This window comes from Aeromonas sp. QDB54, assembly GCF_027707385.1.
In the GTDB taxonomy this organism is placed as follows: Bacteria; Pseudomonadota; Gammaproteobacteria; order Enterobacterales; family Aeromonadaceae; genus Aeromonas; species Aeromonas hydrophila.
In genome coordinates, this window is the sequence record NZ_JAPCIT010000016.1 from 77827 (window position 1) to 100433 (window position 22607).

A 22607-nucleotide genomic window follows, 5' to 3' on the forward strand; every position below is an offset into this window, starting at 1 on the left:
CCCTTATTTGCGAAGCGGTAGAAAGATGGTGAATTCGGTGTGGCCGGGCCAGCTGATGCAATCGATCCGCCCCTTGTGCTGGTCGATCAGGTTCTGGGCGATGGAGAGGCCGAGCCCGGTGCCCCCCTCCTTGCCGGTGATCATCGGATAGAAGAGGGTGTCGCGGATGGCGTCCGGGATGCCGGGGCCGTTGTCGATGATCTTGATCTCGGCCGCCAGCCGGTAGCGCTGGCCGTGGATAGTGATCTGGAACGCGGTGCGGGTCTTGATGCGGATGAGGCCGGTCTGCTCGCCGATGGCCTCGGCGGCGTTGCGCACCATATTGAGGAAGGCCTGCTGCAGCTGGTCCGGCTCCATCTCGAACTCCGGGATGCTGGGATCGTAATCCCGCTCGATGCGCACCGTCGGTGGCAGCTCCAGCTCTACCAGCCGACGCACCTGCTCCAGTACCGAGTGGACGTTGTGCATCTGGTGACGACCCGGGCGCTGGGGACCGAGCAACCGATCGACCAGCACCCGCAGCCGGTCGGCCTGTTCGATGATGATGCCGGTGTATTCGCGCAGGGCGGGGTCGGGCAGCTCCTTTTGCAGCAGCTGGGCCGCGCCGCGCAGACCGCCGAGGGGATTCTTGATCTCGTGGGCCAGGCCGCGCACCAGCTCCTTGGCCGCCTGCTGTTGGGCATGCTGCTGCAGCTCCTGGCTGATCTTCTTCTGCTGGTCGATCTTGCGCAGCTCCACCACCATCAGCCGTTGCTCATGATCGGCCAGCGGGCTGACGCTCATCTCCACCAGTCTGGGCTCTCCTTCCACCACCAGGGTCACTTCGCTATCGGTGAAGCCCTGCCCCGAGCTGAGGCACTGCTTTAGCCTCTGCAGATCGAGAGAGATATGCTCCAGCAGGTGGGGCAGTTCGATACCGATCAGCCGGCGCTGACTGAGGGAGAGCAGCTGCTCGGCGGCAGGGTTGACGAACTGGATGCAGAGCCGTTCATCCATCAGGATGACGGCGGTCAGCAAGTTATCGAGCAGTATCTTGGCTTGATCCGGGCGGGTTGGCACAGGTTTCTCCCTAAAACGGTGCTATACACCAGCAATGCACCAATGTGGTGCATTTAGTCTACCCGTATCGAGGCACAGGATCACCCCTTGTTGTTGAGGGGGGTCACTTTGGGTGCAGGATTGATGCTGGCCCGGTGCAGGTAGAAGGTGACTGGCTTGGATTTAGCAAGGATCGTACCGTCTTTGGCGAGCAGCTCGAGCTGGGCCTCATGGGCACCGCGATCGAGGTTTTCGACCCGGATGGCGAGGGAGTTTTTAACGATGGGGGCCGCCTTGCCGTCCAGGGTCAGGCGCACATCGTACTGGGTCGGCGGTTGGGGGCTGATCTGACCCTGAAACACCACGTTGCCGGTGTTGTCGCGCAGGGTGCTGCCCTGTTCCGGGGAGAGCAGTTCGATCACCAGCTTGGCCGCTTCCTTCTCTTTCTTGGCATCGACGCCGGTCAGGCTGTTGAAGTTGTCAACTTGCACCGAGCGGGGTGAACTGCCGATGAAGGGGGCAACGCGCAGATCGACCTCCTTGGCTTTCTGGCCGGGGGGAGGGGCATCCGTGTAGTGAACGACCCCCTGGCTGTCAGTCCAGGAGTATACCTTGGCAGCCTGGGCGCCGGTGGCGGCCAGCAGCAACAGGCTCAGCATCCATACTGGGTTGGCGTTTTTCATCCATCTCTCCTTGACGGGATTTTGCTTAATCCTATCAGAGAAAAAACCCGCCTGTCGGCGGGTTTGGTCAAGTTCTGAGCTGGCTTCCGGATTAAACGGAGTAGTACAGTTCGAACTCCAGCGGGTGCGGGGTCATGCGCACACGGTCAACGTCCTGCTGCTTCAGCTCCAGGTAGGAGTTGATGAAGTCGTCGCTGAATACGCCGCCGCGGGTCAGGAACTCGCGATCCGCATCCAGCGCGGCCAGGGCTTCGTCCAGAGAGCCGGCCACGGTCGGCACTTCGGCAGCTTCTTCCGGCGGCAGATCGTACAGGTTCTTGTCCATGGCATCGCCCGGATGGATCTTGTTGATGATGCCGTCCAGACCGGCCATCAGCTGGGCTGCGAAGGCCAGGTACGGGTTGGCAGCCGGATCCGGGAAGCGCACTTCGATGCGGCGAGCTTTCGGGCTCGGCACGACCGGGATACGGATGGAGGCAGAACGGTTGCGGGCAGAGTAGGCCAGCATGACTGGTGCTTCATAACCCGGTACCAGACGCTTGTAGGAGTTGGTGGTCGGGTTGGCGAAGGCGTTGATGGCCTTGGCGTGCTTGATGATGCCGCCGATGTAGTGCAGCGCCATCTCGGACAGACCGCCGTACAGGTCGCCAGCGAACAGGTTGACGCCGTTCTTGGCCAGGGACTGGTGGCAGTGCATGCCGGAGCCGTTGTCACCGAACATGGGTTTCGGCATGAAGGTGACGGTCTTGTTGTAGGCGTGGGCCACGTTGTGGATCACGTACTTCAGTACCTGCACTTCATCCGCTTTCAGGGTGAGGGTGTTGAAACGGGTCGCGATCTCGTTCTGACCGGCAGTCGCCACTTCGTGGTGGTGAGCTTCAACGACCTGGCCCATCTCTTCCAGCACCAGACACATGGCGGCACGGATGTCCTGAGAGGAGTCAACCGGTGCAACCGGGAAGTAGCCACCCTTGACGAAAGGACGGTGACCCTTGTTGCCGTGCTCGTAATCGGTACCGGAGTTCCAGGCGGCTTCTTCGGATTCGATCTTCACGAAGCTGTGGCCCATGGTGTTCGAGAAGGTGATGTTGTCGAACATGAAGAATTCCGGCTCCGGCCCGAACAGCACGGTGTCGGCGATGCCGCTGGACTTCAGGAAGTCTTCGGCACGCTTGGCGATGGAGCGCGGATCGCGGTCGTAGCCCTGCATGGTGGCCGGTTCCAGCACGTCACAGACGATGTTCAGGGTGGTCTCTTCGGTGAACGGATCCAGTTTGGCGGAGGCCGCATCCGGCATCAGCACCATGTCTGATTCGTTGATGCCCTTCCAGCCGCCGATGGAGGAACCATCGAACATCTTGCCGTCTTCGAAGAAATCTTCGTCAACCTGATGGGAAGGGATGGATACGTGCTGCTCTTTACCCTTGGTGTCGGTAAAGCGCAGGTCGACAAACTTGACTTCGTGTTCCTGGATCAGGGCCAAAACGTTCTGGGCTGACATGCTAAGTAACCTCCGGTGTTAAAACTCTTAGGGTGAATGCGTCATCACATTCACATAAGCCAGTATCGTGCCAAGTTTGTGACAGCTTGATTTCAGGGCATTTGGGACTATAAGCCAGCCCTGAGACCCGCCATCTCAGCGCGTTACGCCTCAAAGTAGTGCATCCATGGATCGTTTTGGTGCACTAAAATGGTGCGCGTTATACGGTCAGCCCCCATCTAAGCAGGCTTTGATCGGAAGGTCTATGATCCTGATCCCCTGTTGTGCGCGAATGTACTGCAATTCTGCTAGGCAGATCACAAAGGCGAGAGTACAATTAGCGCCCAATTTTACCCGGTGATTGAGGCGAGAATGTTAGAGAATTTACGCAATATTGCGATTATTGCGCACGTTGACCACGGCAAAACGACTCTGGTTGATAAGCTGCTGCAGCAGTCCGGCACCCTGGACCGCTCCACGGAAGGCCAGGAACGGATCATGGACTCCAATGATCTGGAACGGGAACGTGGCATCACCATTCTCGCCAAGAACACTGCGATCCGCTGGAACGACTACCGCATCAACATCGTTGATACCCCGGGTCACGCCGACTTCGGTGGTGAGGTAGAGCGCGTACTGTCCATGGTTGACTCCGTGCTGCTGCTGGTTGACGCCGTTGACGGCCCGATGCCGCAAACCCGTTTCGTGACCCAGAAGGCATTCGCCCAGGGTCTGAAGCCGATCGTGGTCATCAACAAGATCGACCGTCCGGGTGCTCGTCCTGACTGGGTAATGGATCAGGTATTCGATCTGTTCGACAACCTGGGTGCCACCGACGAACAGCTGGACTTCAAAGTTGTTTACGCCTCTGCACTGAACGGTTGGGCCACCATGGATCAGGACGTTGAGTCCGATAACATGGAACCCCTGTTCCAGGCCATCGTCGACAACGTGGAAGCGCCCAAGGCTGATGCCGACGGTGGTTTCCAGATGCAGATCTCCCAGCTGGACTACAACTCCTATGTTGGCGTCATCGGTATCGGCCGCATCACCCGTGGTCGCGTCAAGACCAACCAGCAGGTCACCATCGTCGGTGCCGACGGCAAGTCCCGTACCGGCAAGGTCGGTCAGGTGCTGGGTTATCTGGGTCTGTCCCGTACCGAAGTGGCCGATGCGCAAGCTGGCGACATCATCGCCATCACCGGTCTGGGCGAGCTGAAGATCTCCGACACCATCTGTGACAACGGCGCCGTTGAAGCGCTGCCGCCGCTCTCCGTTGACGAGCCGACCGTGAACATGACCTTCCAGGTCAACACCTCACCGTTCGCCGGCAAAGAGGGCAAGTTCGTGACCTCCCGCAACATCCTGGAGCGTCTGAACCAGGAGCTGGTCCACAACGTGGCCCTGCGCGTGGAAGAGACCGATGATCCGGACAAGTTCCGTGTCTCCGGCCGTGGTGAACTGCACCTGTCCATCCTGATCGAAAACATGCGTCGTGAAGGTTACGAGCTGGCGGTATCCCGTCCGGAAGTTATCCTGCGCACCGTAGACGGCGTCCTGCAAGAACCGTTCGAAACCGTAACCGTGGACGTGGAAGAAGCGCACCAGGGTTCAGTGATGGAGCAACTCGGCCTGCGTAAGGGCGAGATGACCAACATGACTCCGGATGGCAAAGGCCGTGTTCGCCTGGACTTCATGATCCCGAGCCGTGGCCTGATCGGCTTCCAGACCGAGTTCATGACCCTGACTTCCGGTACCGGTCTGCTGTACCACACCTTCGACCACTACGGTCCGCACAAGGGTGGCAGCATCGGCGAGCGTCAGAACGGCGTGCTGATCTCCAACGCTACCGGCAAGGCGCTGACCTATGCCCTGTTCGGTCTGCAAGACCGCGGTCGTCTGTTCATCGGTCACGCGACCGAAGTGTACGAAGGCCAGGTGATCGGTATTCACTCCCGTTCCAACGACCTGACCGTAAACTGCCTGAAGGGCAAGCAGCTGACCAACATGCGTGCCTCCGGTACCGACGAAGCCCAGGTGCTGACTCCGCCGATCCGCATGTCGCTGGAACAGGCTCTGGAGTTCATCGACAACGACGAACTGGTTGAAGTCACTCCGAAGAGCATCCGTATCCGCAAGAAACTGCTGACCGAGATGGATCGCAAGCGCGCCGGTCGTGCTTGATATCTGTTCATCGACAGACAGAGAGAGGCCTTCGGGCCTCTTTTTTTATGCCTGCTCGCCGCGGGCAGGCGGCTGCAGGTGCCGGTGCGAGTCGCACCCGGCTGGCCCATGGGTGGTCAAATGACCATGCTATCTGACACAATGTCTGCACTATGAAGACGTTGGGAGCGACAATGCAGCAGAAATTCGGCGGCCGTCTTGGCCATGCCCTCTCTTTTTTACGCCACGATGGTGGCCACTTCGCCCAGTTCGTCTGGGGCCGTTTCCAGCAAGACAGGCTGACGGTCACCGCCGGTTATCTGGCCTATGTGACCCTGCTCTCCCTGGTGCCGATGATCGCCGTGGTATTCGGCATGATGTCGGCCTTTCCGGTGTTTCAGAGCCTGAAGCAGGCGATGGAGCAGTTCGTCTATCACAACTTCGTGCCCACCGCCGGCGAGATGCTCAAGGAGTACATCGACGGCTTCGTGGCCAACGCCACCAACACCACGGCAGTCGGTATCGGCGCTCTGATCGTGGTGGCACTGATGCTGATCTCGGCCATCGACAAGAACCTCAACTACATCTGGCGCTCCACCCAGAGCCGGCCGCTGGCCCAAGCATTCGCCATGTACTGGATGATCCTGACACTGGGGCCGGTGCTCATCGGGGCCAGCATCGCCATCTCCTCCTACATTTTCTCGCTGCGGCTGTTCGGGGCCGAGAGCCTGTTCGGCATCGGCTATCTGTTGCTGCGTGGCCTGCCGTTCCTGTTCTCGGTGCTCACCTTCCTGCTGGTCTATACCGTGGTGCCCAACTGCAAGGTGCGGCTGATGCACGCCTTCATCGGCGCCCTAGTGGCGGCCACCCTGTTCGAGCTGGCCAAGCGCGGCTTTGCCATCTACATCACCAACTTCCCCTCCTATCAGGCCATCTATGGCGCCCTGGCGACCATCCCCATCCTGTTTGTCTGGGTCTACCTGAGCTGGCTGGTGGTCTTGCTTGGCGCCGAGACCACTGCCTGCCTTGGTGAATATGAGCGGCCTGCCTCAGAAGAGCTGGCTTGAACCTTGTTGTTGGCATTGGCGACCATGCTGTTTGTCTGGGCCTATGTGCCTGAGCTGGCTGGTGGTCTTGCTTGGTGCGGAAACCACCGCCTGCCTCGGCGAATATGAGCGACCGGGCGCCGATGAGTTGGCCTGACCCGGTCCCTTGCTGTTAGCATCGACGACCGCCCCCATCAGCAGATGGGGGCGGTCGTTTCGTTTTGAGAGGAGAGGGATGTGATTGCACTGATTCAGCGGGTCAGCGAGGCCAGCGTAACGGTAGAGGGCGAGGTGACCGGGGCCATCGGCCAGGGTCTGCTGGTGCTGCTCGGGGTGGAGCAGGGGGATGACGAGGCCAAGGCCGACAAGCTGCTGCACAAGGTGAGCGGTTACCGCATCTTCTCCGATGAGAATGGCAAGATGAACCTCAACGTAAGCCAGGCTGGCGGCAGCCTGCTGGTGGTCTCTCAGTTCACCCTGGCGGCGGATACCAACAAGGGGATGAGGCCCAGCTTCTCCAGCGGCGCCCATCCGGTCGAGGCCGAGCGGCTGTATGACTATTTCGTGGCGCAGGCCGCCGCCAGTGGCATCCCGACCGCCACCGGCCGCTTCGCCGCCGACATGAAGGTGGCGCTGGTCAACGACGGGCCGGTTACCTTCTGGCTACAGGTCTGACGCCAGCTCGTAGCGGGGGGCCGTGTGCAGCAGGACGTTGCGCAGCCCCGGCACCGGGTAGGGGGTGGTGGGGCCGACCCACTGCTCCAGCAGCATCAGTACCCGGGTCAGCTCGAGGCGGGTGCGCGGCAGCAGGTTGATGATGAGCTCACCGTTCAGGCGGGGAGCCAGCGCCTGATAGATGCGCTCCTGGAACAGCAGCGGCGGATTGCCGTCCTGGCTGAACAGATCGAGCAGGATGAGGTCGTACTGCGCCTCGCTCTGTTCCAGAAAGGCGAGGGCATCGGCCTGGTGCAGGGTCGGCGTGCGCTGCGGGTGGTGGTCGGGCTGAAAGAACAGCTGATAGAGGGTGATCACCTCTTCATCGAGATCGACGCACTCGTGACGGGCATCGGGCCAGCGCTGGTGCAGATGGCGGGTGAGATCGCCGCCTCCCAGCCCCAGCTCGAGGATGCTGCCGGCCTGCTCGGGCAGCAGACAGGCGATCACCTGCTGATGTGGCAGGCAGAGGGTGGCGGGTTCGGCCAGGGACATGGCCGACTGCACCACGCCGTCGATCTCCAGCCAGCGATGATGGGCATTTTCCTGCACGGTGAGCCGGCGCTGGGGCTTGGCGCTGAGGTGCAATAAGTGGTCGGCTTGGTACGCTTGCAGATTGAAGTCCATGAATTTGCACGGCAAGATGGTTTTCGACCAGTGTAACTCAAGGATGGAACTATGTACCGGGTGGTCACCCCCCAGATGGCAGCCGAACCGGATGCCCATTATCAGTTGAGCTGGGATGCATGGGTGCGCAAGCCCTTCAATGTGCCCGTCGGCGCTAACTCAAGGATCGCTTTATGTACCGGGTAGTCACTCCTCAAACGGCCGCCGAGCTGGACGCTTACTACCAGTTGCGCTGGGAACTACTGCGTAAACCCTTCAATCTGCCCGTCGGTTCCGAGCGGGATGAATACGATACCGTCGCCATTCACCGGTTGATGCTGGCCCCGGACGGCACGCCCATCGCGGTGGGGCGGCTGTTTGTCGGCGGTGACGAGGCCCAGATCCGCTTCATGGCGCTGCGCCCCGAATTTCGCGGTCAGGGGCTGGGTGTCCGCATGGTGGAAGATCTCGAACAGCTGGCCCGCAGCGAGAAGGTGAAGCGGCTGGTGATGAATGCGCGCCAGGAGGCGGTGGAGTTCTACCGCAAGTGCGGCTTTCTCGAGGTGGGGGAAGGCCCCGTTTCCTTCGGCCGCATCCCGCACCGCCAGATGATCAAGTCCCTGAGCCCGCTGCAGACCATCCAGTACCGGCCGGAGTGGTGTCAGGACCTCACTACCCGCTGGTCGCGCGGCATTCCCATCAGCGAGAAGATGGGGGTGCACATCACCCACTACGACGGCCAGACCTTCCACCTCAAGGCCAATCTGGCGGCCAATCTCAACGTGCACGACACCATGTTCGCCGGCAGCATCTACAGCCAGTGCGTGCTGGCGGGCTGGGGCCTGATCTGGCTGCAGCTCAAGGAGGCGGGGCTGGTAGGGGATACGGTGCTGGCGGAGGGCAACATCAAGTACTACCGGCCGGTCAAGGAGGAGCCGGAGGCGCGGGTGGCGCGCGAAGGCATGCCTGCCGTGCTCGAGCCGCTCAAGGCCGGCGAATCCGCCAAGTTCAGCCTCAAGATCAAACTGTTCAGCGGTGACAAGCTGGCGGCCGAGTTCCTCGGTCACTACGTGGTGCAGCCGGTGAAGCGGCCGGGCCAGTAGCCCCGCACGGGATCCCATCAAGCAACAAGGCCTCATCACGAGGCCTTGTTGCTTTCTGTCGGCTAGCCGTTGGCCGCCTGTGCGGCCGGGGCCTTCGGCGCCGGTCGCCAGAGCGGGCTGCTGTTGCCTTGGGGTGGGTAGCGTACGCCGGTCTCCCAGCCACAGCCGCTTGGTTTTTGCTGGAAGCCCCAGCTGAGGGTCGGCTCGGCGAGCGGCCCGCGCCACTGGCCGAGCAGCTCGGCGCAGTGCTGGCCGTTGAGGACGCCCAGATCCAGCTGCCACTGTTCATTGACCAGATCGACGCTGCCCTGCACCCCCAGCAGGTGGGTGATGGTGGAAGCGCCGGCCTGCTCGATCTTCAGCTGGCCCTGCGCCACCTTGCCCTGCAGCTTGATGCGATAGAAGGGAGTGTCACCCTCCTGCATCGCCTGCCAGAGCTCGGCCGGGGTGAGGGTTGGCGCCGCTGCCTGCTTGAACCACTGATCCAGCAGCGGATCTATCTTCACCTTGTCCCAGAACGGCTCGGTGGCATCGAGGGCAAAATTCCCCTGCAGGGAGCTGCGCCAGGCGCCCGGGGTGCCGCCGTGCAGCGCCTGCAGATCGGCGCTCAGGTCCATCTTGCCAGCGAAGGAGACGGGGGAGTGGAGGATCTTGCCCCACTGCACCAGATCCAGTTTCTCGCCCTTGAGCTGCAACCGGCTGGTCTGGCCCGGCTCGCGTCCCCACTGGCCGCTCAGGCTGAGGCTGCCCTCATCCGGCAGCGAGCTGGTGAGCTTGTTGAGCTGCCAGGAGCCGGCCGTCAGCTCGCCATCCAGCTCGCCGTTGCGGGCACTGAGGCCGTCCCACACCAGTTCGAACCAGGCGCTCTCGAGCCGGGCCCGGCCCAGCAGCGGGCCCGGCTGGTTGCCGCGCAGGCTGAGATCGGTCAGATAGAACTGCCAGCCGGTCAGCGACAGGGGCAGGGTATCGTCGAAGGAGAGCACCTTGAGCTTGTCGAAGGCCAGCTTGCGGATGTCGATCTGCTGCGGGCGCCAGCTCTGCCAATCCTGCCACCACCCTTCCGGCAGACTGATGTCCATGCCGCTCAGCGCCATGTCCTTGAGGGTCAGCTTCTGCTGCAGGGGATCGAGGGAGAGTTCCAGGTTGAACTCTCCTTCATAGGCCTTGCCCTGCAACTCGGCATCCAGCTGCTGGGGCGAGAAGGCGACCTTGCCCTGGATGGATTCCAGCTGGAACAGGCCACGGCCGAGATCGCCGAGGGTCCCCGAGAAGTAGCCGCTAGGCGTGCTGCCAGCCTGCCAGTTGAAGGCGGTCAGCTGGCCGCTGAGGTTGTTGAGGGCCAGCTCCTGCTCGATGTCATTGAAGCTGAGATCCCGGATCTGGCCGAGATCCAGGCTGACCTGGCGCAGGGGGGATTCGGCTTTGGCAAGGGTGCCCCACTCGATGCGCATGCCCTGGCTCTTGAGGTTGTTCAGCCGCAGACTGCGGGCGGGCCAGTCGAGCACCATGCCGGTTTCGAGCAGACCGTCGAACAGGTTGGCGGTCAGCTTGTCGGTACTCAGCACCTGCCCCTCCAGCCGGCCGGCCAGGTTGAGACGGGAGAGGGCCCAGGCCGGGGTTGCCAGCTCAGTGATGTTGAGGGTCAGGTTGGCCTGGGGCGGGCGCACCGGATTGAGCAGCTGCCAGTCGCTCAGGGTGGCGTTGAGGCCGCGCAGGGTCAGCCCGTCGCTCTCAAGGCTGAGCCGATCTATGGTGCTGTCGGCGATGGTGAGGGAGTGCACCGGCAGGCTTGGCAGCTGGTTGGGCAGTGGCAGCTTGATGGCCGGGCGAATGAGGTCGAGATGGGCGATGCGCACATCGCGGCTCAGCCAGTCGATGCTCTCTATTTCGAGATAGATCTTGTCGAGGGTCACGGCGTTGCCGTAACTCACCTGCTCTGCCAGCAGGGTGTAGGGGTGAAGCGGGTTGAACACCAGCCGGCCTATGGTGACCGGCACGCCGGTCTGCTGGCTGAGCCAGCCGGCGATGGGCCCCTTGGCCCGCTCGGCGTCGAACAGGCCGAGCCCGACCCAGACAAAGAGCAACAGGAAGGCAAAGGTGTAGAGCAGGCCGCGTAGCCAGGAATTCATCAGTGCTTTCCTCCTGTTTCTGTTGCTTGGTCAGGCATTGGAGTAGTGGTCCCGCAGGCCGAGCCAGCGTCGTATCAAGGGCTCGACATGGCTTGGATGGCGGTCCATCAAGAAGCGCGCCATCTTCTGCACCTGCGGGATGAGCGATTGGTCGCGTACCAGATCGGCGATCTTGAGATCGGCCAGACCGGTCTGGCGGGTGCCGAGCAGTTCCCCCGGGCCGCGTAGCTCCAGATCCCGCTGGGCGATGAGAAAGCCGTCGTTGGTTTCCCGCAGCACTCCGAGCCGGCTCTGGGCCGTCTTTGACAAGGGGGCATGATAGAGCAGCACGCAGTGGGAGGCCACCGAGCCGCGCCCGACCCGGCCGCGCAGCTGGTGCAGCTGCGCCAGCCCCAGTCGCTCCGGGTTTTCGATGATCATCAGGCTGGCGTTGGGCACGTCCACCCCCACCTCGATGACGGTGGTGGCGACCAGCAGTTGCAGTATGCCCGCCTTGAACTCTTCCATCACCCGCTGTTTCTCGACCGGCCGCATCCGGCCGTGCACCAGCCCGATGTGCAGGCCGGGCAGCAGGTTCTGCAGCTCGGCGGCGGTATCCTCGGCGGCCTGGCACTCCAGCACCTCCGACTCCTCGATCAGGGTGCAGACCCAGTAGGCCTGCTTGCCTTCCTCGCAGGCCAGTCTGACCCGTTCGATCACGTCCTGGCGGCGGCTGTCCGGCAGCGCCACCGTGGTGATAGGAGTGCGGCCCGGTGGCAGCTCGTCGATGATGGAGGTATCGAGGTCGGCATAGGCGGTCATCGCCAGGGTGCGGGGGATGGGGGTAGCGGTCATGATGAGCTGATGGGGATGCACCCCTTCCCGCTCCCCTTTTTCCCGCAGGGCGAGGCGCTGATGCACGCCGAATCTGTGTTGTTCGTCGATGATGACCAGGGCGAGGCGCTGGAACACCACCTGCTCCTGAAAGATGGCGTGGGTGCCCACCACCATCTTGACGCTGCCATCGGCGATGGCGGCCAGCGCTTCTTCTCGTGCCTTGCCCTTCTGCTTGCCCGCCAGCCAGCCGACCCCGATGCCGAGCGGTTCCAGCCACTTGGCGAAGTTGATGGCGTGCTGTTCGGCCAGCAGTTCGGTCGGCGCCATCAGCCCCACCTGACAGCCGTTGCCGATGGCCTGCAGGGCGGCCAGCGCCGCGACCAGCGTTTTACCTGAGCCCACGTCCCCCTGTACCAGTCGCATCATGGGATGGCTCTGTTGCAGATCCCGGCCGATCTCCGCCACCACCCGGTTCTGGGCGCCGGTGGGGGTGAACGGTAGGGCGCCGAGCAGCTGTTCCACCAGCGCCGGGGCCGGCTTGAGGGCGCGGGCGAGCTGGGTTTGTGCTTGGGCCCGCACCTTCAATACCGAGAGGTTGTGGGCCAGCAGCTCTTCCAGCACCAGCCGCTGCTGGGCCGGGTGCTGGCCGCTCTCGAGCAGGGCCAGCGCCACCGAGGGGGGCGGACGGTGCAGCAGTTTCAGGGCCGCGGCCAGATCGATCTGCTGGGGATAGAGGCCGGCGGGCAGCAGCTCCTCCACGCCGTATAGTTCGAGCTGGGCCAGCGCCTGATCGGTGAGGCTGCGCAGGGTGAGCTGGCGCAGCCCTTCGGTGGTCGGGTAGACGGGGGTGAGCGCCTCTTCGGTCTGGCCGGCCTGCTCCTCGCCGAGCAGCTTGTACTCGGGGTGGGCCATCTCCAGCCCGTACTTGCCGGGGCGCACTTCGCCGAAGCAGCGCATCAGCCGGCCCGGACTCAGGCTGTTCTTCTGGGCGGCGGTGAAGTTGAAGAAGCGCAGGGTGAGGGTGCCGGTTCCGTCGCTGATGCGGCAGACCAGCATGCGGCGGCGCCCCATCACCAGCTGAGTGTCCTGGATCTCCCCCTCGACGGCGCCGTGCAGGCCGGGCGGCAGATCGCCGATGGGCCACACCTGGGTGCGGTCCTCGTAGCGCAGGGGGAGGTGGAACAGCAGATCCTGCACCGTGGCCAGCCCCAGCCGTTCGAGCTTTTCCTGCATCTTGCTGCCGACGCCCTTGAGGCTGTCGAGGGAGATTTTATCCAATTTCATCAATTAGATGCCCGAAAACACTGTAAATATGTCCAGATGATAGGGTTTATTGCTGTCTCGACGCAAGCCGCGTCGTGCGGTTGGGGCTCGGTTGGTGGGCAGCGGAGCCCCCAATGACAAGGGCCTGCCGATGTGCGGCAGGCCCTTGTGAGGATCCCCGAGGGCGCGATGCGCACCGGTCAGATAATGCGCTTGAGCAGGATATGGGCCTTGACCCTGTGGATCCGGGCCAGCAGCTTGCGCACCTGATCCGGGTAGTCCTGGATCTGCTCGATCTGATCGAAGTGGCTGATGCGCTTGGTGTTGGCCAGGATGTTCTCGCGCTCGGCGTTGAACTGGGGCCGCAGCAGGTGACGGCGATCGTAGACCAGCAGGCCGTTCTCCAGATCCAGCGCCCAGGCGCGGGGATTGAGGTTGTTGCCGGTGAGCAGGGCCCACTCGTCATCCACGAAGATCCCCTTGAGGTGGTAGGAGTTGCGCTCGCAGCACCAGAGCATCAGGTTGAGACGGCCGGCATCGATGTGATGCTGGTTGCGCTCGGCGAACTTGCGCAGGTTGGTCTCGTACAGATAGGGCAGGCCGCCGATGGTGGAGAATTTCTCCTCCGGCGGAATGAAGAAGTCGTTGGCGGTCTTGTCGCCCACCACGATCGTCACCTTGCAGCCGCGCTTGAGCAGGGCCTCGATATCCTTGTTCAACTCCTTGGGCGGGTTGAAGTAGGGGGTGCAGATGAAGATCTCCCGCTCGGTGGCCCGCACCAGGGTACGGATCATCTTGTTGAGCTGGTTGCCGCGCTTGCCCAGGCCGCTCATCGGGGTGATGGCCACCTCCTGGCTGTTGACCGGCATGGTGTCGAAGCGATACTGGCCGAGGCGCAGGTTGTGCTTGAAGCGGCGGATCGGCCCCTTCAGCTGCTTGGCGCTGGGGATGTCGGTGCGATCCAGTCGCTGCACCGCCTCGCTGCGCAGGAACAGGTCATCCACGTAGTTGACCATGCTGCGGGTCAGCTCCGGGCTGGTGATCTGGTGATAGCGGTCGAAACGGTAGCGATCCTGCTGGTGCAGGTAGATGTCGTTGAGACTGGCACCGGAGTAGAGCAGGGTGTCATCGAAGATGAAGCCCTTGAGGTGCAGCACCCCGAGCAGTTCACGCCCCTTCACCGGCACGCCGTAGATGGCGATCTGGTGCTCGTGGCGGGCAGCCATCTCCTGATACATCAGGTGGTTGCCGCCTTGCTTGCCCTTGCCGATCAGGCCGCGCTGGGCACGGTGGAAGTCGACGAAGACCTTGACATCGAGGGCCGGGTTGCGCTGCTTGGCGGCGTAGAGGGCGGAGAGGATCTCCCGTCCCGCCTCGTCATCCTGCAGATAGAGCGCCACCAGATAGATGCGCTGACGCGCGCTGGCGATGAGCGAAAGGATCCGGCTCTTGAAGTCCTTGGCGCTGTTGAGCACTTCAAACTGGTCTGCGGCGACGGCGATCTGGGGCAGGCGCGCCAGCAGCTGTCGATAATGTGCCGATGAATGCATAGAGAAACCTGAAATCACTGCGTTAAGCGTTCCACTCGGAGCGATGGATAGGCGATTCTAGCAATCTCGCCCTGTTAGCCAAAGAAAGAATCGTCATAAAGATGAAAAAGGCCTCACATTGGAGGCCTTTTTCCGCACGGTTGCGATCAGAGGAAGCTGTAGATGATCATCGCCATCACGCCGCCGGTGGTGCCTATGATGGTCTCCATCACGGTCCAGGTCTGCAGGGTCTGCTTCTCGGTGAGGCCGAGGTAGCGGTTGGCCAGCCAGAAGCCGGAGTCATTGACGTGGGAGAGCACGATGGCCCCGCCGCCGATGGCGATGGTGACCGCCGCCAGCTGGGCGCCGTTCAGGCCGAGCGGTTCCAGCATCGGCAGCACCAGACCGCAGGCAGTCAGCATGGCGACGGTGGCGGAACCCTGAATGACCCGCACCGCGGCCGCCAGGATGAAGGCCAGCGCGACGATGGGCAGGCCGGAGTCCGCCAGCATGTTGCCAAGGGCGGCACCGACACCGGAATCCACCAGGATCTGCTTGAACACGCCACCGGCACCGGTCACCAGGATGATGACGCCGGCCGGCTGGATGGCGCTGTTGCAGACGTTCATCACCTCGTCACGGGACATGCCGCGACGGATCCCCAGCAGGTAGAAGGCGGCCAGACAGGCGACCATGATGGCGGTGAAGGGGTGGCCGATGAACTCCAGCCAGCCGTGCAGGGGTGTGCCGGCCTCGACGAAGCGGCCAACGATGGTCTTGAGACCGATCAGCAGCAGCGGCAGGCCGATCAGGCCCATGGCCAGCCCGAAGGAGGGCAGGTTCTGGCCGTCGTCGTGGGCGCTGCTCTGGGCGTCGGCCGGCAGCGGCACGTCGACCACCTTGCTGATCAGCTCGCCAAACAGCGGGCCGGCCAGGATCAGGGCCGGAACGGCGGCGATCAGGCCGAACAGGATCATGTAGCCGAAGTCGGCGCCCAGCTGGGACGCCACTAGGATGGGGCCCGGCGCCGGGATCAGGAAGGCCTGGCAGGTGGCGATGCCCGCCAGCAGGGCGATGCCGATCTTCACCACGCTGCCGCCACCGCGGCGGACGATGGCGAAGGCGACACCGATCAGCAGTACCACGGCCACGTCGAAGAACAGCGGCAGTGCGCAGACGAAGCCGGTCAGCGCCATGGCCCAGTTGGCGCGCTTGACGCCGAACTTGCCGAGCAGGGTGTGGGCCACCCGGTCGAGGGCGCCTGTGACTTCCATCACCTTGCCGAACATGGCGCCCAGTGCCACCACCACGGCGACGAAACCGAGGGTGCCACCCATCCCTTTCTGGATGGTGGCGGCGATGTCGGCCGGGTTCATGCCGGCGGCGAGCCCCGCCACCATGGAGACCAGGATGAGGGAGACGACCGCGTGCAGGCGGGCCTTCATCACCAGAAAGAGCAGCAGCACGATGGAGCCGGCGGCCGTCATGATCAGGGAGAGGTCAGACATTGTTGTGCATTCCTTGTTCCAAGTTCAGTGTCGACACCCTGCCGATCCGTCGGCAGACCATATCTTTATGATTTATTTAGATTTATGGCCAGGGCTCAAACTCGATTGCCCAGGTGACTATGAGTGCGCTCAGTCTGTGGCAGACTTCACAATTCTTGTTGTTACCGGTAACATGTTACCGGTAACGTGCTAAGTTAGAACCCATCGACAGCACGTTTTTTGAAAAATGAGATAGAGGTCAAACAATGGCGGGTAAGAGCATTATCGTGATGGGTGTATGTGGTAGCGGCAAGTCCAGCGTGGGCCTCAAGGTGGCCGACGTGCTGGGCGCCAAGTTCATCGACGGTGATGATCTGCACCCCAGGGCCAATATCCAGAAGATGGCCGGCGGCAACCCGCTCAACGACGAGGACCGCGCCCCCTGGCTGGAGCGGATCCGCGACGCGGCCTACAGCCTGGAGCAGAAGAACGAGGTGGGCGTCATCGTCTGCTCGGCCCTCAAGAAGCAGTACCGCGACCAGATCCGTGAAGGCAACGAGTCGGTCAGCTTCCTCTTCCTCGACGGCAGCCAGCCGCTGATCCTCGAGCGGATGCGGGCCCGCAAGGGCCACTTCATGCGCGAAAGCATGGTACAAAGTCAGTTCGATACCCTGGAGCGCCCGGACGGCGAAGCCGGTGTATTCCACATCGATATCGACGGCACCTTCGAACAGGTGGTTGATCGCGCCGTCACAGCATTGGAGCAAGCCCAATGATCCATCAGGTCATTTCCAGCGTCACCGCCCGCATTCGCGAACGCAGTGCCGCCCGTCGCCAGGCCTTCCTGGCCCGCATCCAGCGTCAGGCCGATCAGGGCAAGACCCGCGCCGCGCTGGCCTGCGGCAACCTGGCCCACGCCGTGGCCGCTTCCAGCTGTGACGAGAAGGGGCGCATCCTCGACATGACCCGCGCCAACGTCGGCATCGTCACCGCCTACAACGACATGCTGAGCGCCCATCAGCCCTATCAGGGCTATCCGGACATCATCAAGGCCGCGCTGGCCGAGCTGGGCCACAGCGCCCAGGTGGCCGGCGGTGTGCCCGCCATGTGCGACGGCGTGACCCAGGGGCAGCCGGGGATGGACATGTCCCTGTTCTCCCGCGATCTGATCGCCCAGGCGACCGCGCTGTCGCTGTCCCACAACACCTTCGACGCCACCCTGCTGCTCGGCATCTGCGACAAGATAGCGCCGGGCCAGATCATGGGGGCGCTCTCCCACGCTCACCTGCCCACCGCCTTCGTGCCGGCCGGCCCGATGGCGAGCGGCATCAGCAACGACGAGAAGGTGAAGGTGCGCCAGCAGTACGCCGCCGGCGAAGTGGGCCGTGACGCCCTGCTGCAGATGGAGTGCGGTGCCTACCACGCGGCGGGCACCTGCACCTTCTACGGCACCGCCAACACCAACCAGCTGGTGTTCGAGGCCATGGGTCTGATGCTGCCGGGCTCCGCCTTCGTCCACCCGCACAGTGAGCTGCGCCGCGCCCTCACCGAGGAGGCGGCCCGCCGCATCAGCGCCATGATCCCGGGTTCCCCGGCCTATCGCCCCCTGAGTGTGGTGATCGACGAGCGCTCGCTGGTTAACGGGCTGGTGGCCCTGCTCGCCTCCGGCGGCAGCACCAACCACAGCATCCACATGGTGGCGCTGGCCCGTGCCGCCGGCCTGCACCTGACCTGGGACGACATCAGTGATCTCTCCGACGTGGTGCCGCTCTTGGTGCGCATGTACCCGAACGGCCCGGCCGACGTCAACGCCTTCGAACAGGCGGGCGGCGTGCCCGGCCTGATGCGCCGGCTGGCGCAAGAGGGGCTGATCCACCTGGATGCCACTCCGGTGTTTGGCGAGATGCAGGATTACCTCAGCCGTCCGGCTCTGGTCGATGGCCAGCTGGTGTGGCAGCCGGTGGGTGAGAGCGGTGATGCGAGCGTGTTGTCGCCTTCCGGCAGCGTATTTCAGGCCACCGGCGGTACCAAGCTGCTGGCAGGTAACCTGGGCCGCGCCGTGGTCAAGGTCTCCGCCGTGGCTCCCGAGTATCGGGTGATTGAAGCGCCGGCGCGGGTCTTCTCCTCCCAGCATGCGGTGGAAGCGGCCTACAAGGCGGGTGATCTCAATCAAGATGCCGTCATCGTGGTGCGTCACAATGGCCCGGCCGCCAACGGCATGCCGGAGCTGCACAAGCTGATGCCGGTGCTCGGCAACCTGCAAAAAGCCGGTTACAAGGTGGCGCTGGTCACCGATGGCCGTCTCTCCGGCGCCTCCGGCAAGATCCCGGCCGCCATCCACGTCACCCCGGAAGCGTTGCACGGCGGGGCCATCGGCCTGCTTGCCGATGGCGACCTGCTGCGGGTGGACGCGGTAAACGGCAGCCTCGACTGCCTGACCGATTTGAGTGGCCGTACCCAGGCTGAGATCGACCTCACTCTGGAACAAGAGGGGTGGGGCCGTGAACTGTTCAGCGTGATGCGTCGCGCGGTATCGAGCGCCGAGTGCGGCGCCACCATCTTTGATTAAGAGCTGACTAAGGAAGAGCTATGCAGAACTGGAAAGTGACCCCGGCCGAGGTGTTTGCCGCCTCCCCGCTGGTACCCGTGATGGTCATCAATGAGCTGGAGCAGGCCCTGCCGATGGCCAAGGCGCTGCTGGACGGCGGCATCTCGGTGTTCGAGATCACCCTGCGCACCCCGGTCGCGCTGGAGGCCATTGCTCTCATCGCCAAAGCGATGCCGGATGCCATGGTCGGTGCCGGTACCGTGCTCAACTGCGCGCAGTTTGACGCTGCCGTGGCCGCCGGTGCCCGCTTCGTCATCTCCCCGGGGATGACCCCGGCCCTGCTGGCCCACGCGGCCAACAGCACGGCGCCGCTGATCCCGGGCGTGGCCACCCCGTCCGAGGTGATGCAGGCGCTGGAAGCCGGTTACGACCACCTCAAATTCTTCCCGGCTGAAGCGAACGGCGGCACCAAGGCGCTCTCCGCCATCGCCGCGCCGCTGCCCCAGGTGAAGTTCTGCCCCACCGGCGGTATCGGCCCGAAAAACGTGGCCGACTACTTGGCGCTCAAGTGCGTGGCCACCGTCGGCGGCTCCTGGATGCTGCCGGCCGAGGCCGTCAAGAACGGTAACTGGGAAGAGGTGACCCGCCTCTCCCGCGAAGCCGTCGCCCTGGTCGCATCCTGATTTGACGCCGGCGTGAGCCGGACCTTCCGTTTGCCAAGCAAGCAGGCCACCCTCGGGTGGCCTGCTCTGTTCTGGTTGAATGGCGGGGATCTGGCCCTCAGCCCAGGCTGTCCCCCTCGTAGAGGGAGAAGCCCATGTCGAGCCGGGTGTCGGCCAGTGGCTGGCCGTTGAGGCGGGCCAACAGCATGGTGGCGGCCGCACGGCCGATCTCCTTGCGCGGCGTGACGATACTGGCCAGCTTGGGGGTCATGGCGTGGCCGATGTCGAGGGCGTTGCTGCCGGCGATGGCGATCTGCTGGGGCACGGGTATCCACTTGGCCTGACACTGCAGCAGGGCGCCCACCGCCAGGTCATCGTTGGTGCAGAACAGGCCGTCCAGATCGGGATAACGCACCAGCGCCTGCTCCAGCAGCTGGCCGCCGAGGGTGAAGCTGGAGGATTGCTCGGTCAGCAGGTGCTGGCCGCTCAGGCCGAAATCCTGCATCGCCTGGTAGTAGCCTTCCATCCGCAGCTGGGTGCGCACGTCGAGCCGCGCGCCGAGGTAGACCAGCTTGCGTCGGCCCCGGCGCAGCATCTCTGTTACCATGGCCCGGGCGGCTGCCCGGTGATCCATGCCGACCACCATGTCGATGGGGCTCTGCGGCAGATCCATGGTCTCCACCACCGGGATGCCGGCGGTGGCGATCATCTTGCGAGTGCGCTCGGTGTGCTGGCTGTCGGAGAGGATCAGCCCATCCACGTGATAGGAGAGCAGGGAAGCGACCTGCTCCTCTTCCCGATCCGGGCTGTAGCCGTAGTGGGCCAGCAGGGTCTGGTAGCCGGCTGGCCGGGTCACCGATTCGATGCCGTGCACCACGGCGGAGAAGACCTGGTTGGAGAGGGAGGGGATCAGGATACCGATCGCTTTGCTGGTGGCGTTGGAGAGAATGTCCGGCGCCCGGTTGGGAATGTAGCCGAGCTCCTCCACCGCGGCGGCGATCCGCTCGCGGGTGCCCTCGGCCACGGCCTGCGGGTCGCGCAGGTAGCGACTGACAGTCATCTTGGTGACCCCGGTCAGGTCGGCTATGTCCTGCAGGGTGGGGCGGCGCTTGCGGGTGTCGTTCATCTCGGGATCCGGCAAAAATGTTACACGTAACATTACCGTTTTTATTTAACAAAGTCAGCATATGACGCCATCAACAGGGGGAGTCGCGGGATGATCAAGGACAAGTGCTTCGAGGGCGTGCGCTTCGAGCAACAAGACCTGGAGGGGGAGCAGTTCCAGGGTTGCCGTTTCATCGGCTGCAACTTCTCCTGGCTCGATCTGGCCGAATGCCGCTTCGTCGACTGCAGCTTCTATGACAGGGAGAGCGAGCAGAGCTGTTTGCTGCAGGGTTGCGACCTGCGTGAGGCCAGCTTTCTGCGCTGCGATCTCACCATGGCCGACTGCAGCCAAAGCCAATGTCTGGGGCTGGAGCTGCGCGACTGTCAGGCGCTGGGGATCAACTTCTCCCGTGCCAGCTTTGCCAACCAGATCACCGCCAAGAGCTACTTCTGCGAGGCGCACCTGACCGGCAACAACTTCAGTTACGCCAATTTCGAAGGGTGCCTGCTGGAGCAATGCGAATTGAGCGGCAATCGCTGGCAGGGGGCCAACCTGTTCGGCGCCTCGCTGGTGGGTTCCGATCTCAGCGGTTCCGAGTTTGGCCAGATAGACTGGGCCAGCGTCAACCTGCAGGGTTGTGACCTGCGCCAGTGCGATCTGCCGGGGCTGGATCTGCGGCGGGTCAATCTGGACGGGGTGCAGATCAACGAAGATCAGCAGCAGGCCTTGCTGGAGCAGATCGGGCTGATCGTCTTCCCCTAAGCCGGCAGGAAAAGAGGTAAGTTTTCGTCATCCGCCGTCTTGCCCGCTGCCGGCGGCGCTCAAAAAAGCCTGCATGATGCAGGCTTTTCTGGATGACAGGTTGGTGGTCGGGTGGCAGTGATCAGCGCTTGGCCAGCCACTTGGTGGGGTTGATCGCCTCGCCCTGATAGCGGATCTCGAAGTAGAGGCCGGGTCTGTCCTGGCCGCCACTGTCGCCGACCAGCGCCACCGGTTCACCCTGTTCCACGTTCTGGCCCACCTGGCGCAGCAGCGACTGGTTGTGACCGTAGAGGCTCATGTAGCCGCGGCCGTGATCGATCACCAGCAGCATGCCGAAGCCGTCGAGCCAGTCGGCGTAGACCACCTGGCCCGGTGCCACCGCCTTGACCTGGGTACCTTCACTGGCGCCTATCAGGGTGCCTTTCCACTTCAGTTCGGCGGTGCGCGGCGAGCCGTAGGCGATGAGGATGGGGCCCTGCACCGGCCAGCGCAGGCTGCCATTGGTCTTGAGTCCGCTGTAATAGCCGGCGCTGCTGATCCCAGAGCCTCGCTCGGGTTTGCTGCTGGCCACTTCCTCGGTCGGTTGCTGTTGCTGGGCCGCCTTGTTCTGTTGGGCGGCGAGCCGCTGTTGTTCAGCACGGCGCTGCTCTGCCAGCTTGCGCTGCCGCTCCTGCTCCGCCTTCAGCTTGGCGAGGCGTTCCCGCTCGGCCCGTTCGCGCCGTTCCTGCTCTTCCCGCTGGCGGCGCAGCTCTTCCAGCCGGGCCTTCAAGGTTTTTTCCGCCTTGACCAGTTTGCTCAGCTTCTGCTCGTCATCCTGTACCGATTGCTGCAGCTGGTTGCGCACCTTGGCGCGGCTCTGCTGGCTGGCCAGCAGGCTCTGGTGATGTTGCTGCTGTTCGCTCAGCAGGCTTTGCAGCCGGCTTTCGGTCTCTTTGGTGGCCTGCTGGTTTTTGGCCAGCTTGGTGCGGGTGGCACGCAGCGCCTCGATGGCTTCGATGCGAGCCTTGTTGAGGTAGTCGTAGTAGTCGAGGGAGCGGCTCAGTTTGGCCGGATCCTGCTGATTGAGCAGCAGTTTGAGGTAATCGTGGTTGCCGGCGGTGAAGGCGCTCTCGGCCTGCTTGGCCAGCAACTGCTTCTGATGGCTGGCCTGCTGTTCCAGATCCAGCTTGTCCTGCTGCAGCCCCACCAGTTTCTGCTGGTTCTCTCTGAGCTGCTGCTTGGTCTGCTCGAGCTTGGCGGCGGCGGCCGAGATGGCCTGCTCATCAGCCTTGAGCTGGGTGTTGAGCTTGGCAAGCTCCTGCTTGCTGAGCTTGATGGTCTGCTGCTGTTCCTTGATCTGGGACTGCATGGCACCGAGCTGCTGGTTGGCAGCCCGGGCCGTGGCCGGCCCGAACGACAGGCAAAAAAACAGCGCGCCGGCCAACAGGCCGACGCGACTGGTTTTGGTTGAAATAACTTCGCATCCCCGCATGG

At 63.3% G+C, this 22607-nt stretch carries 18 protein-coding genes; 8 read left to right on the forward strand and 10 right to left on the reverse strand.

Annotation, left to right across the window (positions count from 1 at the left end; all coding sequences use genetic code 11):
* Positions 1-3: 3 nt before the first annotated feature.
* The 3 genes from glnL to glnA all read right to left on the reverse strand — a co-directional run bounded on the left by glnL (position 4) and on the right by glnA (position 3222).
* The gene (gene glnL, locus PG881_RS16065) at positions 4-1059 is read right to left on the reverse strand and encodes a nitrogen regulation protein NR(II) (RefSeq protein ID WP_011704282.1); all 1056 of its coding nucleotides are present in this window, start codon (positions 1057-1059) and stop codon (positions 4-6) included.
* Between the two features lie 80 nt (positions 1060-1139).
* Positions 1140-1721 (reverse strand): DUF4124 domain-containing protein, encoded by a 582-nt coding sequence (locus PG881_RS16070; protein WP_016349091.1) that lies wholly within the window; start codon positions 1719-1721, stop codon positions 1140-1142.
* A 91-nt stretch (positions 1722-1812) separates the two neighbouring features.
* Positions 1813-3222, reverse strand: a complete 1410-nt coding sequence (gene glnA / locus PG881_RS16075; protein WP_011704284.1) for a glutamate--ammonia ligase — start codon at positions 3220-3222, stop codon at positions 1813-1815.
* Between the two features lie 351 nt (positions 3223-3573).
* Between glnA and typA the strand changes: the two genes are divergently transcribed.
* From typA to dtd, 3 genes are all read left to right on the forward strand, one after another.
* Positions 3574-5385, forward strand: coding sequence for a translational GTPase TypA (gene typA, locus PG881_RS16080; protein WP_011704285.1), 1812 nt, complete (start codon positions 3574-3576; stop codon positions 5383-5385).
* 173 nt (positions 5386-5558) lie between these two features.
* Entirely contained in the window at positions 5559-6431 is an 873-nt protein-coding gene (locus tag PG881_RS16085) for a virulence factor BrkB family protein (protein ID WP_017410593.1), read from the forward strand.
* A 216-nt stretch (positions 6432-6647) separates the two neighbouring features.
* Positions 6648-7085, forward strand: coding sequence for a D-aminoacyl-tRNA deacylase (gene dtd / locus PG881_RS16090; RefSeq protein WP_076362588.1), 438 nt, complete (start codon positions 6648-6650; stop codon positions 7083-7085).
* Here dtd and PG881_RS16095 read toward each other — a convergent pair.
* The gene (locus PG881_RS16095) at positions 7074-7751 is read right to left on the reverse strand and encodes a spermidine synthase (RefSeq protein ID WP_044801139.1); all 678 of its coding nucleotides are present in this window, start codon (positions 7749-7751) and stop codon (positions 7074-7076) included. The genes dtd and PG881_RS16095 overlap by 12 nt on opposite strands.
* Before the next feature lie 173 nt (positions 7752-7924).
* Here PG881_RS16095 and PG881_RS16100 point away from each other — a divergent pair, with 173 nt between their 5' ends.
* Positions 7925-8833 carry a bifunctional GNAT family N-acetyltransferase/hotdog fold thioesterase gene (locus tag PG881_RS16100; protein ID WP_206819153.1) on the forward strand — a complete coding sequence of 303 codons (909 nt, stop codon included), beginning with the start codon at positions 7925-7927 and terminating at the stop codon, positions 8831-8833.
* A gap of 62 nt (positions 8834-8895) precedes the next feature.
* Here the strand turns inward: PG881_RS16100 and PG881_RS16105 are convergent, their stop codons facing one another.
* The 4 genes from PG881_RS16105 to gntU form a co-directional block, all read right to left on the reverse strand.
* Positions 8896-10962, reverse strand: a complete 2067-nt coding sequence (locus tag PG881_RS16105; protein ID WP_270801332.1) for an AsmA-like C-terminal region-containing protein — start codon at positions 10960-10962, stop codon at positions 8896-8898.
* A 30-nt stretch (positions 10963-10992) separates the two neighbouring features.
* Entirely contained in the window at positions 10993-13062 is a 2070-nt protein-coding gene (gene recG / locus PG881_RS16110; RefSeq protein WP_270801334.1) for an ATP-dependent DNA helicase RecG, read from the reverse strand.
* A 179-nt stretch (positions 13063-13241) separates the two neighbouring features.
* Positions 13242-14591 carry a CDP-diacylglycerol--serine O-phosphatidyltransferase gene (gene pssA, locus PG881_RS16115; RefSeq protein ID WP_016349097.1) on the reverse strand — a complete coding sequence of 450 codons (1350 nt, stop codon included), beginning with the start codon at positions 14589-14591 and terminating at the stop codon, positions 13242-13244.
* Between the two features lie 146 nt (positions 14592-14737).
* A complete protein-coding gene (gene gntU / locus PG881_RS16120) occupies positions 14738-16078 on the reverse strand; it encodes a gluconate transporter (RefSeq protein WP_017410600.1) in 1341 nt (446 codons plus the stop codon).
* 245 nt (positions 16079-16323) lie between these two features.
* Here gntU and PG881_RS16125 point away from each other — a divergent pair, with 245 nt between their 5' ends.
* The 3 genes from PG881_RS16125 to PG881_RS16135 are packed head-to-tail and all read left to right on the forward strand — an operon-like array spanning position 16324 to position 19288.
* Positions 16324-16833: a gluconokinase gene (locus tag PG881_RS16125; RefSeq protein ID WP_039215262.1), complete on the forward strand. Its 510-nt coding sequence runs from the start codon at positions 16324-16326 to the stop codon at positions 16831-16833.
* Positions 16830-18626: a phosphogluconate dehydratase gene (gene edd, locus PG881_RS16130; protein WP_270801338.1), complete on the forward strand. Its 1797-nt coding sequence runs from the start codon at positions 16830-16832 to the stop codon at positions 18624-18626. The genes PG881_RS16125 and edd overlap by 4 nt, the downstream gene beginning before the upstream one ends.
* Positions 18627-18646: 20 nt before the next feature.
* Positions 18647-19288, forward strand: a complete 642-nt coding sequence (locus tag PG881_RS16135) for a bifunctional 4-hydroxy-2-oxoglutarate aldolase/2-dehydro-3-deoxy-phosphogluconate aldolase (RefSeq protein WP_043162453.1) — start codon at positions 18647-18649, stop codon at positions 19286-19288.
* A 97-nt stretch (positions 19289-19385) separates the two neighbouring features.
* Here the strand turns inward: PG881_RS16135 and PG881_RS16140 are convergent, their stop codons facing one another.
* The gene (locus PG881_RS16140) at positions 19386-20393 is read right to left on the reverse strand and encodes a substrate-binding domain-containing protein (protein WP_263680846.1); all 1008 of its coding nucleotides are present in this window, start codon (positions 20391-20393) and stop codon (positions 19386-19388) included.
* A gap of 90 nt (positions 20394-20483) precedes the next feature.
* Between PG881_RS16140 and PG881_RS16145 the strand changes: the two genes are divergently transcribed.
* Positions 20484-21134, forward strand: a complete 651-nt coding sequence (locus tag PG881_RS16145) for a Qnr family pentapeptide repeat protein (RefSeq protein WP_270801341.1) — start codon at positions 20484-20486, stop codon at positions 21132-21134.
* 121 nt (positions 21135-21255) lie between these two features.
* Here PG881_RS16145 and envC read toward each other — a convergent pair whose 3' ends face one another.
* Entirely contained in the window at positions 21256-22605 is a 1350-nt protein-coding gene (gene envC, locus PG881_RS16150; protein WP_113995361.1) for a murein hydrolase activator EnvC, read from the reverse strand.
* Positions 22606-22607 lie beyond the last annotated feature (2 nt).

What these genes read in the sequence shown, in the direction of transcription:
- PG881_RS16070 (WP_016349091.1), bottom strand. Translation starts at nt 1,721, where the DNA reads ATGAAAAACGCCAACCCAGTATGGATGCTGAGCCTGTTGCTGCTGGCC.
- glnA (WP_011704284.1), bottom strand. Translation starts at nt 3,222, where the DNA reads ATGTCAGCCCAGAACGTTTTGGCCCTGATCCAGGAACACGAAGTCAAG.
- typA (WP_011704285.1), top strand. Translation starts at nt 3,574, where the DNA reads ATGTTAGAGAATTTACGCAATATTGCGATTATTGCGCACGTTGACCAC.
- PG881_RS16085 (WP_017410593.1), top strand. Translation starts at nt 5,559, where the DNA reads ATGCAGCAGAAATTCGGCGGCCGTCTTGGCCATGCCCTCTCTTTTTTA.
- PG881_RS16095 (WP_044801139.1), bottom strand. Translation starts at nt 7,751, where the DNA reads ATGGACTTCAATCTGCAAGCGTACCAAGCCGACCACTTATTGCACCTC.
- PG881_RS16100 (WP_206819153.1), top strand. Translation starts at nt 7,925, where the DNA reads ATGTACCGGGTAGTCACTCCTCAAACGGCCGCCGAGCTGGACGCTTAC.
- PG881_RS16105 (WP_270801332.1), bottom strand. Translation starts at nt 10,962, where the DNA reads ATGAATTCCTGGCTACGCGGCCTGCTCTACACCTTTGCCTTCCTGTTG.
- recG (WP_270801334.1), bottom strand. Translation starts at nt 13,062, where the DNA reads ATGAAATTGGATAAAATCTCCCTCGACAGCCTCAAGGGCGTCGGCAGC.
- pssA (WP_016349097.1), bottom strand. Translation starts at nt 14,591, where the DNA reads ATGCATTCATCGGCACATTATCGACAGCTGCTGGCGCGCCTGCCCCAG.
- gntU (WP_017410600.1), bottom strand. Translation starts at nt 16,078, where the DNA reads ATGTCTGACCTCTCCCTGATCATGACGGCCGCCGGCTCCATCGTGCTG.
- PG881_RS16125 (WP_039215262.1), top strand. Translation starts at nt 16,324, where the DNA reads ATGGCGGGTAAGAGCATTATCGTGATGGGTGTATGTGGTAGCGGCAAG.
- edd (WP_270801338.1), top strand. Translation starts at nt 16,830, where the DNA reads ATGATCCATCAGGTCATTTCCAGCGTCACCGCCCGCATTCGCGAACGC.
- PG881_RS16135 (WP_043162453.1), top strand. Translation starts at nt 18,647, where the DNA reads ATGCAGAACTGGAAAGTGACCCCGGCCGAGGTGTTTGCCGCCTCCCCG.
- PG881_RS16140 (WP_263680846.1), bottom strand. Translation starts at nt 20,393, where the DNA reads ATGAACGACACCCGCAAGCGCCGCCCCACCCTGCAGGACATAGCCGAC.
- PG881_RS16145 (WP_270801341.1), top strand. Translation starts at nt 20,484, where the DNA reads ATGATCAAGGACAAGTGCTTCGAGGGCGTGCGCTTCGAGCAACAAGAC.
- envC (WP_113995361.1), bottom strand. Translation starts at nt 22,605, where the DNA reads ATGCGGGGATGCGAAGTTATTTCAACCAAAACCAGTCGCGTCGGCCTG.